The 13,421-nt window shown below is 75.0% G+C and carries 8 protein-coding genes, 1 pseudogene and 1 riboswitch; of the genes and pseudogenes, 7 read left to right on the top strand and 2 right to left on the bottom strand.

Annotated features, from left to right (window positions below):
* Positions 1 to 13: 13 nt before the first annotated feature.
* The gene (locus tag POD19_RS05110; protein WP_144818534.1) at positions 14 to 3,658 is read right to left on the bottom strand and encodes a bifunctional proline dehydrogenase/L-glutamate gamma-semialdehyde dehydrogenase; all 3,645 of its coding nucleotides are present in this window, start codon (positions 3,656 to 3,658) and stop codon (positions 14 to 16) included.
* Between the two features lie 129 nt (positions 3,659 to 3,787).
* Here POD19_RS05110 and POD19_RS05105 point away from each other — a divergent pair, with 129 nt between their 5' ends.
* The gene (locus POD19_RS05105; RefSeq protein ID WP_144818535.1) at positions 3,788 to 4,837 is read left to right on the top strand and encodes an agmatine deiminase family protein; all 1,050 of its coding nucleotides are present in this window, start codon (positions 3,788 to 3,790) and stop codon (positions 4,835 to 4,837) included.
* On the opposite strand, the gene POD19_RS05100 is transcribed toward POD19_RS05105, so the two are convergent.
* Complete coding sequence (locus tag POD19_RS05100; protein ID WP_070709259.1) at positions 4,803 to 6,089, bottom strand: AI-2E family transporter; 1,287 nt, start codon at positions 6,087 to 6,089, stop codon at positions 4,803 to 4,805. The genes POD19_RS05105 and POD19_RS05100 overlap by 35 nt on opposite strands.
* A 46-nt stretch (positions 6,090 to 6,135) precedes the next feature.
* A riboswitch (TPP riboswitch) is annotated at positions 6,136 to 6,241 on the top strand.
* Positions 6,242 to 6,307: 66 nt separating this feature from the next.
* Between POD19_RS05100 and POD19_RS05095 the strand changes: the two genes are divergently transcribed.
* The 6 genes and pseudogenes from POD19_RS05095 (at position 6,308) to POD19_RS05070 (ending at position 13,376) form a co-directional block, all read left to right on the top strand.
* Positions 6,308 to 7,372 carry a thiamine ABC transporter substrate-binding protein gene (locus tag POD19_RS05095; RefSeq protein ID WP_070709257.1) on the top strand — a complete coding sequence of 355 codons (1,065 nt, stop codon included), beginning with the start codon at positions 6,308 to 6,310 and terminating at the stop codon, positions 7,370 to 7,372.
* A pseudogene (locus tag POD19_RS05090) lies at positions 7,372 to 8,154 on the top strand (ABC transporter permease); the annotation flags it as partial. The gene POD19_RS05095 and the pseudogene POD19_RS05090, both read left to right, overlap by 1 nt.
* Before the next feature lie 946 nt (positions 8,155 to 9,100).
* Positions 9,101 to 9,802: an ABC transporter ATP-binding protein gene (locus POD19_RS05085; protein ID WP_036316162.1), complete on the top strand. Its 702-nt coding sequence runs from the start codon at positions 9,101 to 9,103 to the stop codon at positions 9,800 to 9,802.
* Positions 9,799 to 10,305, top strand: coding sequence for a TetR family transcriptional regulator (locus tag POD19_RS05080; RefSeq protein ID WP_010080165.1), 507 nt, complete (start codon positions 9,799 to 9,801; stop codon positions 10,303 to 10,305). Before POD19_RS05085 ends, POD19_RS05080 begins: the two co-directional genes overlap by 4 nt.
* Before the next feature lie 212 nt (positions 10,306 to 10,517).
* Entirely contained in the window at positions 10,518 to 11,873 is a 1,356-nt protein-coding gene (locus tag POD19_RS05075) for an RNase H family protein (protein WP_102708529.1), read from the top strand.
* Between the two features lie 60 nt (positions 11,874 to 11,933).
* A complete protein-coding gene (locus tag POD19_RS05070) occupies positions 11,934 to 13,376 on the top strand; it encodes an alanine/glycine:cation symporter family protein (RefSeq protein ID WP_102708528.1) in 1,443 nt (480 codons plus the stop codon).
* Positions 13,377 to 13,421: the final 45 nt, after the last annotated feature.

Here is a 13,421-nt window from a genome sequence, read left to right as displayed (position 1 = left end):
TTCCTCCTCGGGGTCACAGGACCCCCTCGGTCAGATGGTCCGGCGTGCCGAACCGGTGGGCGGTCACGGACACGGCCTGTTCGTGCAGGAACGGCAGCAGCTCCACCTCGCCGGCGCTCACCACGGGGCCAGCGTAGACCGCCACGTCGGGGGTGTCGCCGAGCGCCGCGTGCAGCGCGCGCCGCGCCGCCTCGGCCGCCTCCCGGTCGCCGGTCCAGTCGGCGACGAGCCGGATCCGTGCGTCGCCGCCGCCCTCCGCTGCGGGCGGGATGAGGGCCAGCCGCCGGGCGCGGTCGTGGAACGCGGCGTCGTCCTCGACGACGACGTCCACCGGCGCGGACGTGCCGGCACCCTCCGTGCGGACGGACCGGACCAGCTCCTCCACCCGGCCGCGCACGGCCTCGGCCGAGAGCCCGTCCGCGTCGGGCCCCTCCGCGGTGGGGGTCGGGCGCAGGCTCACGGTCATGGGCGCCCCGGCGCGCAGGCCGGCGGAGACGATGCGCAGCAGGTGGTCGGCGGGCCCCGAGTGCCGGCGCACGAGGACCGGGGTGGGGACGTGACGCAGCACGTTCCGCTCGGCCTCGAGCGCGGAGACGTCCGTGGCCACCCCGAACACGGTGGTCCACGCGTGGGTGTCGAGGGCGCGGGCGGTCTCGAGCCAGGATGCGCCCGCACCGTCGGCCTCGGCCCCGGGCCGTCCCTCTCCCCCGGCCCACGTGGGCGCGTCCTCCCAGTCCACGAGGCCATGCAGGTAGTGCGGCCCGCCGGCCTTCGTGGTGGGGCCGACGACGGAACGCTTCCAGCCGCCGAAGGGCTGGCGGCGCACGATGGCCCCGGTGATGCCGCGGTTCACGTAGAGGTTGCCGGCGCGCACGCCGCGCAGCCACACGTCGATCTCCTCCCGGTCCAGCGAGTGCAGCCCGGAGGTGAGGCCGTAGTCCACGGCGTTCACGATCCCGATCGCCTCCTCGAGCGTCTCGGCCGTCATCACGGCCAGCACGGGGCCGAAGTACTCGGTGAGGTGGGCGTCGGCGCCGGGGCGGACGCCGGAGCGGATGCCCGGGCTCCACAGGCGACCCGTCTCGTCCAGCGGCCGCGGGCGCAGGGCCCACCGCTCCCCCGGGCCGAGCTCGGTGAGCCCGCGGCGCAGCTTCTCGCCGGGGGCCTCGATCACGGGGCCCATCTCGGCGCGCGGGTCCGCGGGGTGCGCCACGTGCAGGGACGAGGCGGCGTCCAGCAGCTGCCGGTGGAAGCGCTCGGAGGTGGCCACGGAGCCGACGAGCACCACGAGGGAGGACGCCGAGCACTTCTGGCCGGCGTGACCGAAAGCGGACTGGACCACGTCCTTCGTGGCCAGGTCCAGATCCGCGGACGGGGTCACGATCACGGCGTTCTTGCCGGAGGTCTCGGCGAGCAGGTGCAGGTCGGGGCGCATCCCCTTGAACAGCCGTGCGGTGTCCCAGCTGCCGGTGAGGATGAGCCGCTCGACGGCCGGGTCGGTCACGAGCGCCGCGCCGACCTCCGCCTCGTCCTCGTCCGCCAGCGTCACCAGGCGCACGAGGTCCGCGGGGTCGTGCCCGGCGAGCGGGCCGCGGTCGTCGAACAGCCCCGAGTCCCGCAGCCCGGCCACGATCAGCTCCCACGCGACCGCGCCCGTCCGCTCGGACTGCGGGGCCGGCTTGAACACCACGGGCGAGCCGGCCCCGAGCGCGGCGAGGACGCCCCCGACCGGGATGGCCACGGGGAAGTTCCACGGCGGGATCACCACGGTCAGGCGGACGGGCACGGCGCGAGCGCCCTCCACCGCGTCCAGGCCGCGGGCCAGGCGCGCGTAGTAGTGCGCGAAGTCCACGGCCTCGGAGACCTCGGGGTCGCCCTGGTCCAGGGTCTTGCCGGTCTCGGCGGCGGCCACCTCCAGCAGGCGGGCCCGGCCGGCGTGCAGGGCCCGTCCGACGGCGTCCAGCGCGTCGGCGCGCTCGAGGCCGGTGAGCGAGCCCCAGCGGGCGCCGGGGTCGGTGGTGGCGGCGATGGCGGCGCGGGCGTCGTCGGCCGTGGTGGCGCGGTGGGCGCGGACGGTGTCCGTCCCGAGGTCCGAGCCCGGGACGGCCGCGAGGATCCGGCGGGCCCACCCCCGGTTGCCGGGCAGCGCGGGATCCGTGTCCGGGGTGTTGGCGAAGCCGTCCACGGGGGCGGGGGTCGGCCCGTCCTCCCCGCGGGACCGGTCCTGGAGGCGGTTCGGACGGGGCACGGCCGCGTCCAGGTGGCGCAGCGAGGCGCGGAAGCGCTCCTCCTCGCGGGCGAACAGGTCCGCGTCCGCGTCCAGGTCGAACACGGCGGACATGAAGTTCTCCGGGGAGGCGCCCTCCTCGAGGCGGCGCACGAGGTAGGAGATCGCCACGTCGAACTCCTCGGGCCGCACCACGGGCGTGTAGAGCAGCAGGGCGCCGACGTCGGCCCGGACGGCGGCGGCCTGGCCGGTGGCCATGCCGAGCAGCATCTCGAACTCCACCGCGGCCGGGTCGAGGCCGCGGTGCTCGATCAGCCGGTGGGCGAGGGCGACGTCGAAGAGGTTGTGCCCGGCCACGCCGATGCGCACGTGGGCCAGATGCTCCGGGGTGAGCGCGTAGTTGAGCACGCGCTTGTAGTTGGTGTCCGCCTCCTGCTTCGAGCCCACCGTGGCCAGCGGCCAGCCCGTGAGGGAGGCCTGCATCCGCTCCATGGGCAGGTTGGCGCCCTTGACCACGCGCACCTTGACCGGGGCGCCGCCGGCGGCGACGCGGCGCGCGGCCCACTCCTGCAGGCGCACCATGGCCGCGAGCGCGTCCGGCAGGTAGGCCTGCAGCACGATGCCGGCCTCGTAGTCGCGCAGGCCCGGCTGCTCGAGCAGGGCGGTGAACACGTTGAGCGTGAGGTCGAGGTCGCGGTACTCCTCCATGTCCAGGTTGATGAAGGTGTCCCGGTCCCGGGCGAGCTCGAACAGCGGGGTGAGCCGCTCGGTGATGTCCGCGACGGCCTCGTCGAACGCGTAGGGCGCGTGCGGGGCGGTGGCGGCGGAGACCTTCACGGACACGTAGTCGACGTCGTCGCGGCGGATCAGCGCGGCGATGCCCTCGAGCCGGCGGTCCGCCTCGCCCTGACCGAGGATCGCCTCGCCCAGCAGGTTGATGTTCAGCCGGGTGTGCTCGTCGCGCAGGGCCGCGATGGCCTTGCCGAGCTGCCGGTCCCGCGCGTCGACGATCAGGTGGGAGACCATGTGCCGCAGCACGCGGCGGGCCGTGGGGACGGCGATGCGCGGCACGAGCGGGGCCGCGCGGCCGCCGACGCCGAGGACGGCGCGCAGTGCCGGGGGCAGGAAGCCGGGGGCGCGGCCGGCGAGCTCCCGCAGCGCCCGAGCGGCGATCGCGGGGTCCTCGGGGCGGACCACGTGGTCCACGAAGCGCACGATGAAGTCGAGGCCGCCCGGCTCCTTCAAGGCGCCCGCCAGCTGGCGGGCCGCGAAGTCGGCCTCATGGTCGCGGGACTCGGCGAGCCAACGCCGCACCTGCGCGACGGCGTCGTCGGCGAGGGCGTGCAGGTCGGCGGGGTCGGGGATCCCGCCGGTCGCGCCGAGGACCCGGTCGAGATCGTCGTGGTCCTGGGCGGAGAACATCGCGGTCATGGCCGCACTCTGCACGTGTTCCGGGTCACAGGTCAAACCGCCGCGGCTTCCTGTTCGACGCCTATGCTCGATGGACATCCCCTCGACGCGCCCGCGCGTCGCCGCCGTCTTCCCAGGAGCCCGTCCGCCATGGCCGCCGTCGACCCCGCCCCCACCGACGCGCGGGAGCGCCGGGACGTCGTCGTGCCCGTGCCCGGACCCGAGGATCCGCCCGAGCGGGCCTGGCTCGTCCTGCCCCACCGCCACCCGGTGCCGACGCTGCTGGAGGAGACGCGGGACGCCGTCGTGGGCCTGGCCGAGACGCTCGCCGCCGTGCTGCCGGTCACCGTGCTCGCCCACCCGCGCGACGCCGGGGCGGCGCGGCTGGTGCCCCCGGAGGTGGACCTGCTGCGCGCGCCGGTGGGCTCACCGCTGCTGGGCCGCACCGGGCCGAGCTTCGTCCGCCGCCCCGAGGGCCTGGCCGCCGTCGCCTGGCGCAGCGCCGCGGGCCTGACCGGGACCGGGCCGCTCGACGGCGCGGCCGCGACGGCCGTGGCGGAGGCGGCGGGACTGCCGCTGCTCACCCCCCTGCTGTGCGCCCCGCGCGGGGCCTGGGTGAGCGACGGCGAGGGGACGGCCGTGGTGGCCGCGGACCCCGTGCTGGACGGGCGGATCAACGGCGCGTGGACCCCCGGCCAGGTGGCCGCCGAGTTCGCCGCCCTGCTGGGGATCACCCGGGTGCTGTGGGTGCCGCCGGCACCGCGGCCGGACACCGGGCCGTGGGGCGGGCCCGGCCACCTGGCCTCGTGGGTGCGGCTGGGGGGCGACGGCGAGGCCGCCGTGCACTGGCGCGGCGACCGGTTCCACCCCGAGCACCCCTACGCGGCGGCGGCGCTGCGCTTCCTGCAGGGCGCCGACGACGCCGCCGGCCGGCCCCTGCGCGTGCGCACGGTGACCGGGGCGGCGCAGCCCGCCGCGTACGACCCGGCCGAGCGGGGCCCCCGCTCCCTCCTGGACACGCTGCCGCTGGGCGCTGCGGTGCTGCGGCCGGCGTTCGAGGACGCCGCGGGCGAGGAGGCCGCGGCCGCCGCGTGCGCGGCACTGCACCCGGGGCTGCCCCAGCTGTCGTTCCCCGCCCCGCCGCTGCTGCGGCTGGCCGGCGCGCTCAACGACCTGGTGCTGCTCCAGCCCCGCCCGTGACCTCGTCGGTCGCGGGGCCGTCGTCGTCCCCGCCGTCCGTCGGGGCGCGGTCCTCGTCTCCCCCGTGCGCGTCCGAGCGCCAGGCCGCCGGGCGCAGCCGTTCCAGGAGCGAGGACTGACGGCGCTCCATCCCCTTCAGGTCCGAGGCGATGAGCGCGTTGATCCAGCGGGCGTTCGGGTCGGCGTCGATCAGCACGGCCTTGGCCAGCAGCGTGCAGGGCAGCGCGAGGATGGCGCCGAGCGGGCCGAGGACCCAGGCCCAGAAGAGCAGGGAGAGGAAGCTGACGGTGGGGATCACGCCGATCGCGTCGCCGGCCACCTTGGGCTGGATCACGGACTGCAGCACGAAGTTCAGCACCGAGTAGCTGACCACCACCCACAGGAAGTCGGACCAGCCGCCCGCCGCCAGGCCCAGGACGGCCGGCGGCAGCAGGCCGATGATGAAGCCGATGTTCGGGATGTAGTTGGTGAGGAAGCTGAGCACGCCCCACACGAGCGCGAGCGGGACGCCGATCAGCATGAGGGCGATCACGTCCAGCACCGCCACGATCAGGCCGAACACCGTGGTGACCACCCAGTAGCGGCGCACGCCCTGGGCGAACTCGACCAGGGCGTGGCCGAACTCGTGGCGGGCGGTGCTGAGCAGGCGGACGCGGCGTTCGACGTCCATCGAGTCCATCGCGAGGAAGAACATGCCCATGATCACGGTGACGAGCAGGCCGAAGACCGCGTAGACGTTCGTGGCGATCTTCGTGATGGCGCTGACGGCCGTCCCGGTGACGGCGCTCATGTCGATCGAGGCCAGCTGCTGGGACACCATGTCCGGGGTCACGCCGCGCTCGTTGAGCCAGTGCGAGACGTCCAGGACGATCTGCTGGAAGCGGTCCGCGTACTTGGGCAGCTCCGCCACCAGCTCGAGGCCGGACCACACCATCATGCCCCCGAACACGGCCATCACCGCGACGACCAGCAGGACGGTGGTGGCGGCCCCGAGCACGGGGTGCAGGCCCCGGCGGATGAGCCAGGCCTGCAGGGGGTAGGCCACGATCACGAGGTTCAGCCCCAGGAAGACGGGCGCCGCGATGGAGGCGATCCCCTGGAAGAACTGCACCACCAGCACCAGGCCCGCGAGCGTCAGGACGATCACCAGCATGCGCGGCCACATGCGGTGGGGGCGGCGGATGTCCCAGTCGGAGGCGGGGCTGGACGAGGCGGGCGGCGGGGTCACCCCCGCGGGCTGTGCGGCGCTCACGCGGGCAGTCTATGCGCGGGCCGGACGGGGTAGGGTCGGGACCAGTCCACATCGACAGGGGAGCGCCCGCGCGGCGCTGAGAGTGCGGTCCGCCGCAGACCCTCGAACCTGCTCCGGTCCGCACCGGCGAAGGAAGTCGAGTCTCCCGGTCGACGTCGTCCCGGGATTCCGGTGGCGGCCTCGTCCCGGCCCCTCTGCCGTCCCAGAGGAGAACCGCCATGTCCCGCACCCCGCACCGCGCCCTCGCCGCCCTCTCAGTGGCCGCCCTCGCCCTCACCGGCTGTTCGGTGTCCGGCTCGTCCGGCGACGGGGCGTCGTCGTCCGCCGCCGGCGCCGGCGGCGAGCCGACGACGGTGACGATCATGACGCACGACTCGTTCAACCTGCCCCAGGAGCTCGTCCAGAAGTTCGAGCAGGAGTCCGGCTACACCCTGAAGACGACGGCCCCCGGCGACGCCGGCAGCGTGGTGAACCAGCTCCTGCTGGCCAAGGATGAGCCCACCGTGGACGGCGTCTACGGCGTGGAGGACCACTCGGCGCACCGCCTCGTCCGCGAGGGCGTCGTCGCCGAATACACCCCGCAGGACCTGCCCGCCTCCGCACAGGACCGGATGGTGGAGGACCGCATGACCCCGGTGGACCAGGGCCAGGTGTGCTTCAACACGGATCCGGCATGGTTCGAGGCCCACGACGTCGAGGCCCCCACCTCGATCGACCAGCTCGACGACCCCGAGTACGCGAAGCTGACGGTCGCCACCTCCCCCGTGGCCTCCTCCCCCGGCCTGGCGCTGCTCGCGGCCACCACGGAGAAGTTCGGCGACGACGGCTGGCAGGACTGGTGGCGGGGCCTGATGGAGAACGGCGGCAAGGTCGCCGACAGCTGGTCCGACGCCTACAACTCGGACTTCTCCGGCGGCGAGGGCAAGGGCCAGTTCCCGGTGGTGCTCTCCTACTCCTCCTCCCCCGCGTTCGCCCCCGAGACCGAGGTGATCGAGGACTCCTGCACCCCGCAGGTCGAGTACGCCGGCGTGCTCGAGGGCGCGAAGAACCCCGAGGGCGCGCAGGCGTTCGTGGACTTCATGCTCACCGAGGAGGTCCAGTCCGCCCTGCCCGAGTCGATGTACATGTACCCGATCGACGAGTCGGTGCAGCTGCCCGAGGAGTGGGCGCAGAACGCGCCGCTCGTCGAGGACGCCATCACCCCGGACCCCGCCCGCATCGACGAGCGCCGCGAGGACCTGCTGAAGGAGTGGACCGCCCTGGCCGAGGCCTCCCGGCGCTGATGTCCGCGCTCACCGAGGTCGCGGCCCCCGGCACGGACCTGCCGCGCCGGCGGGCCCGCGGCCGGGGGGACGGGCTCGGCCCGTGGTGGCTGGTGGCCGCCGTCCTGCCGGTCGCCTTCCTGCTCGTCTTCTTCGCGTGGCCCGTGGCGGCCATGCTCTGGCGCGGGATCGGAGGCGACGCCGACGCGTTCACCGGCGCCGTGGACCTCACCGCCTTCGGGGAGACCCTCGCCCGCGAGCGCACGTGGCGCATCCTCGGCCAGACGCTCGGGATGGCCGCCGCCGGCACGGTGGTCTCGGTGGCGCTCGGCCTGCCGACCGCGTTCGTGCTGCACCGGCGTCGCGTCCCGGGGCAGGCCGTGCTCCGCGCCCTCGTGCTCGTGCCGTTCGTGCTGCCCACGGTGGTGGTCGGCGTCGCGTTCCGCGCCCTGCTCGCCCCCGGCGGACCGCTGGGCTTCACCGGGCTGGACCAGACGACCACCGCCGTCGTGCTGGCCATGGTCTTCTTCAACGTGTCCGTGGTGGTGCGCCAGGTGGGCGCGCTGTGGAACGCGCTGGACCCGCGCCAGACCGAGGCCGCCCGCACCCTGGGCGCCTCGCCGTGGCGGGCGTTCCGCACCGTGACGCTGCCCCAGCTCGCCCCGGCGATCGCCGCGAGCGCGGCCCTGGTGTTCCTGTTCTGCGCGTCCGCGTTCGGCATCGTCCAGACGCTCGGCCGGCCCGGCTACGGCACGCTCGAGTCGGAGATCTGGGTGCAGACCTCCGTCTACCTGGACCTGCGGACCGCGGCGGTGTTCTCCGTGCTGCAGTTCGCGGTGGTGCTGGCCGCCGTCGTGGTCTCCGGCGTGACGGCGGCGCGCACCCAGCGGGCGCTGCGCCTGCGGGAGACGCCGCCGGCCCGGCTCACGCGCGCGGACGCGGCCCCGGTGGCCGTGATGCTCGCGGTGGTGGCGCTCGTGGTGGCCCCGATCCTCACGCTCGTGCTGCGCTCCTTCCACACCCGCCACGGCTGGGGGCTGGGCAACTATCGGCTGCTGTCCACGAGCGCGGGCAGCGGGTTCGTGGGCGGGTCGACGCCGGCGCAGGCGCTCGAACAGTCCCTGCGGGTGGCCGTGGACGCCACGCTCGTGACGCTCGTGGTGGCCGTGCCGCTGGCCCTGCTGCTGACCCGGCCCTTCCGCTCACGCGCCGCGCTGGCGGCCCAGCGGGCCCTCGACGGCGCCCTGCTCCTGCCGCTCGGCGTGTCCGCGGTGACCGTGGGCTTCGGCTTCGTCGTGTCCCTGCGGGCCGCGTTCCCGGAGCTGGCGGCCTCGGGCGTGCTCGTGCCGCTGGCCCAGGCGGTGGTGGCGCTGCCGCTCGCGGTGCGGGCGCTCGTGCCCGTGCTCGCGGCGGTGGACCCCCGGCTGCGGGAGGCCGCGCGCACCCTCGGGGCGGGCCCGTGGCGGGTGCTGGCCACCGTGGACGGCCCGTTCCTCGCCCGCGGCGTGGGCGTGGCCGCGGGCTTCGCCTTCGCGGTGTCCCTGGGCGAGTTCGGGGCCACGAGCTTCCTGGCGAGCCCGTCCGCGCCCACCCTGCCGGTGCTGATCGCCCGGCTGCTGGGCCGGCCGGGCGCGGACAACTACGGGATGGCGCTCGCGGCGGCCACGGTGCTGGCCGTGCTGAGCGCCGGGATCATGCTGGTGTGCGAGCGGCTGCGCCCCGGGGCCCGGCCGGGGCGGGAGGTCTGTGATGACGCCGACGACGACGGGGGCCTCCCTCCGGCTGCGGGATGTGGCGATCCGCTACCCGGACGGCTCCACCCCCGTGCGGGGGACGGACCTGGACGTGGCCGCCGGGGAGATCGTGGCGCTCGTGGGCGCCTCCGGCTCGGGCAAGTCCACGATCCTGCGCGGGATCGCCGGGCTCGAGGACGTCGTGGCGGGCACGGTGGAGCTCGACGGGCGGGACGTGGCCGCGGTGCCGACGCACCGCCGGGGCGTGGGGATGGTGTTCCAGGACGGGCAGCTGTTCCCGCACCGGACCGTGGGCCGGAACGTGGCGTACGGCCTCGAGTCCGCCGGCTGGGACCGGGCCCGGCGGCGGGCACGCGTGGCCGAGCTGCTGGACCTGGTGGGCCTGACCGAGCTCACGGACCGGCCTGTGCAGCGGCTCTCCGGCGGGCAGGCCCAGCGCGTGGCGCTGGCCCGGTCGCTGGCCCCGGCCCCGCGGGTGCTCCTGCTGGACGAGCCGCTGTCCGCGCTCGACGCGGACCTGCGCCGGCGCCTGGCCGAGGACATCCGGGCGGTGCTGCGGGCGGCGGGGACGACCGGCGTCGTCGTCACCCACGACCTCGCGGAGGCCGCGGTGATGGCCGACCGCACCGTGCGCCTGGGCGCGGGGGGACGCATCGCGGCGGAGGAGGACGGCCCGGCGGTAGCCTCTCAGGCATGACCCCGCCCGCACCCCGCCCCCGGCTGACCGCCCAGGACGTGGTGGACGCCGCCGTCGGGATCCTGCAGGACTTCGGCATGGGCGACCTGTCCATGCGGCGCGTGGCCGCGGTGCTGGGCGTGCAGGCCTCCGCGCTGTACTGGCACGTGCCGGACAAGCAGTCGCTGCTGGCGCGGGTGGCGGACCGGATCGTCGCCGAGGCGGAGGAGACCGTGCGCGCCCGCCGCGTCACGGACCTGGCGGGCCGCGCCGAGGCCGCGGAGGCCGCCCTGCTGCGGCACCGGGACGGGGCGGACGTGGTGCTCTCCGCCCTCGCGCTCGGGCTGGGCGGCCTCGGCCTGCACCGTCTGCTCACCGAGGCGGCGGACACCCCGGAGGACGGGGAGCGGGCCCTGGCGCTGCTGCTGGGCACCGTGTCCCTGCGGCAGCAGCGCGCGCAGGCGCAGGCGCTCGGCGTGCCGACCGGCCCGGACGTGCAGCGGCACCGCACGGACCCGCTCTGACGCCTCGTCCGACGCGGCCGCGCGGGAGGCCGAGGAGAGGAGACCTGCCTCCTCACAGGTGCGCTCGGTAAGGTCGCCCAGAGCAGAACAGGTCGGGACGGGTCGTCCCCTTCGTCCACGGCGATCCCGCCCGACCGCCGCAGGACCAGCATGGCCCGCCGGACCCGGCTCACAGTTCCGGCGCGGTCCCCTTCGACACAGCCGGCGAAGCCATGGGAGCACGGATCAACCACCCGCGGACGGTCGTGGACCGGACGCTGCATCACGACGTCGAGCCCGCACACCCCGCGGCGCTCGTCGACGTGGGCTGGGACTTCCGTGGCCCGGGCGCCAAGGCGGAGGAGCAGCACCGCCCGCTGCGCGTGGTCCGTGCCCGCCGGCCTCGGGGCACCCCGCGGGACCGGAACGGCGTCGACCTCACGCGCACCGGCCCCGTCGTCCCCCGCCCCTCCCCGCCGCGCACCCGGATCCGCCGGGACGGCGTCCGCGTGGTGGCCAGCCCGCTGGCCATGCTGCCCGGCGTGGACCACGGCCCCGCCCTCCGCCTGGACCTGCACCCGACGACGGGGGGCATCGTCTACGTGGCCCGCGAGCTCGAGCTGCGCGAGCTCGGCGACGACGTCCGCGGCCACGTCTACACCGGGATGGTCGGCACGGCGCATCTGAGCGCCTTCTGGTCCACCGTCACGGTCGAGCTGCCGCCGGAGCGACCGGTGATCGTGCGGCTGCGCTCGGACCGGGACGCCGAGCTGCTCGCCCTGCTCGAGGTCCTCGCCCCCGTGGACACACGCGTGGTCTCCTACCGGCTCGACGAGTCCCCCGTGGGCACGCAGCGCTCCAGCTACCTGCTGCCGGACGTGGACCCGGAGACGGTCGCCCAGACGGGCGCGGCCCGGATCCCGCTCGAGGCCATCGAGGCCGCCCAGGAGGAGGAGGACGCGCTGCGCCGCTCCTCCGGCGTCTTCCTCTCCCGCCGCCGCACGGACCGCTTCCTGCGCCGCAACCTGCCCGGGGTGACCCACAGCCTCACGTTCGCCGACGAGGCGGACGTGACGGACGTGTACGTGGACGGCTCCGTGCTGCGCGGCTCCCGCATCGGCGGGGCGGCCGCCGTCGCCGGGCCGAGCATGTGGGCCGTGCAGGCCGTGCCCGGAGCCACGATGCCGCTCGAGGTGGAACTCGAGGCGCTCGTGCTGGGGCACGTGATCTGCGCGTGGGCGGGCACCCCCGGCGGCCGGGTCACCATCCACTCGGACTCGCGCGCCGCGCTGGCCATGCTCAACGCCGCCCGCCGCGAGCGGCTCACCCTCGGCGGCGCCCGGGGCGAGCGCATCCGCCGCACCCTGCGCCGTCTGCTGGCCGCCGTCGACCTGGCGCAGGCCGCGGACGTCCAAGTGGACACCACGTGGGTCAAGGGCCACGTGGGCGTGCACGGCAACGAACTGGCCGACGACCTCGCCCGGGCCGCCGCCCGCCACGCCAGCGTCGGCACCCCCGAGGGGGACCTGCCCGAGCGGATGGGGCAGCTGATCCAGCTCCGCGTCGAGGACGACGCCTCCGCCGGCTGACCCCGGCCCCGATTCCCCGTCCTCCGCCCCAGCCTCTAGGGTGGGGCTGTGGAAGCGACAGTGGAACAGATCACAGCGGCCGTCACGGCCCTCAACGACAAGTACTGGTACGTCGTGATGGCGCTGCTCTTCGTGGCCGGGGTGTGGTTCACCATCCGGACCGTGGGTGTGCAGGTGCGCATGCTCCCGGAGATGCTGCGGTCGGTGACGGCCAAGTCCCAGACCGGGTTCGAGAACGACGGCGTGAGCCCGTTCCGCGCCTTCACCATCTCGGCGGCCTCGCGCGTGGGCACCGGCAACGTGGCCGGCGTGGCGATCGCGATCGTGATCGGCGGCCCGGGCGCCGTCTTCTGGATGTGGCTGCTGGCCATCCTCGGCGGCGCCACCGCCTTCGTCGAGTCCACGCTGGCCCAGCTGTACAAGCAGAAGGGCGCGGACGGCTACTTCGGCGGGCCCGCGTACTACATCCGCGACGGTCTGGGCGCCAAGTGGCTGGCGGCCGTGTTCGCCGTCGCCATCACCGTGACCTACGGCTTCGTGTTCAACGCCGTGCAGTCCAACTCGATCTCCGAGTCCGTGCAGGCCAACTGGGGCGCGTCCTCCACCACCGCGTGGATCGTGGGCCTGGGCCTGGCCGCCCTCACCGGCCTCGTGATCTTCGGCGGCGTGCGCCGGCTCTCGGCCGTGACCAACGTGGTGGTCCCCGTGATGGCCACGTTCTACATCTTCCTGGCCCTGATCGTGATGGTCGTCAACATCACCGAGGTCCCGGGCATGATCGCGCTGATCGTGGGCCACGCCTTCGGCCTGCGCGAGGTCGCGGGCGCCGCCGTCGGCATGACGATGGTGATGCAGGGCGTGCGCCGCGGCATGTTCTCCAACGAGGCCGGCATGGGCTCCGCCCCGAACGCCGCCGCCACCGCGGCCGTCTCCCACCCGGCCAAGCAGGGCTTCGTGCAGTCCCTGGGCGTCTACTTCGACACCCTGATCGTGTGCTCAGCCACCGCGTTCATCATCCTGCTCTCCAACCCGGCCTACGGGCGCGGGGAGGCGCTCGGCATGCAGGTGACCCAGGGCGCCCTCCAGCAGGCCGTGGGCGCGTGGGCCGGCCCGGCACTGACCGTCATCATCTTCTTCCTGGCCTGGTCCTCCGTGCTGGGCAACACCTACTACGGCGAGGCCAACATCCGGTACCTGGCCGGTCGCCACGCGGGCCCGGCCATCACCGTGTTCCGCGTGCTCGTGCTGGTGTGCGTGGTCGGCGGCGCGCTCGGCTCCGTGGCGCTGGTGTGGAACCTCGCGGACACGTTCGCGGCCCTCATGGCGACCATCAACCTCGTGGCGATCATCCCGCTGGGCGGGCTGGCCGTGAAGCTGCTCCGGGACTACGAGCGCAAGCTCAAGGCGGGCATGGACCTGGGCTTCCACATCTCCGACCTGCCCGAGGCGCGGAACGTGGCCCTCTGGCGGGACGAGCCGAAGACCTCCCCGCTCCAGGACTGACGCCCCTCCCTCCCCCGCGTTTCGAGGCGGGATATCGACCCCATC

Origin of the sequence: Micrococcus sp. GPGPB33 (assembly GCF_037853785.1) — a bacterium.
Classification (GTDB): Bacteria; Actinomycetota; Actinomycetes; order Actinomycetales; family Micrococcaceae; genus Micrococcus; species Micrococcus luteus.
The sequence above is the reverse complement of the archived record's forward strand: the minus strand, read 5'-3'. Positions and strand labels throughout refer to the sequence as shown.

Bases quoted from the DNA above. Each gene is read 5' to 3' on its own strand.
- POD19_RS05110 (WP_144818534.1), bottom strand. From the start codon at position 3,658: ATGACCGCGATGTTCTCCGCCCAGGACCACGACGATCTCGACCGGGTC.
- POD19_RS05080 (WP_010080165.1), top strand. From the start codon at position 9,799: ATGACCCCGCCCGCACCCCGCCCCCGGCTGACCGCCCAGGACGTGGTG.
- POD19_RS05075 (WP_102708529.1), top strand. From the start codon at position 10,518: ATGGGAGCACGGATCAACCACCCGCGGACGGTCGTGGACCGGACGCTG.
- POD19_RS05095 (WP_070709257.1), top strand. From the start codon at position 6,308: ATGTCCCGCACCCCGCACCGCGCCCTCGCCGCCCTCTCAGTGGCCGCC.
- POD19_RS05105 (WP_144818535.1), top strand. From the start codon at position 3,788: ATGGCCGCCGTCGACCCCGCCCCCACCGACGCGCGGGAGCGCCGGGAC.
- POD19_RS05085 (WP_036316162.1), top strand. From the start codon at position 9,101: ATGACGCCGACGACGACGGGGGCCTCCCTCCGGCTGCGGGATGTGGCG.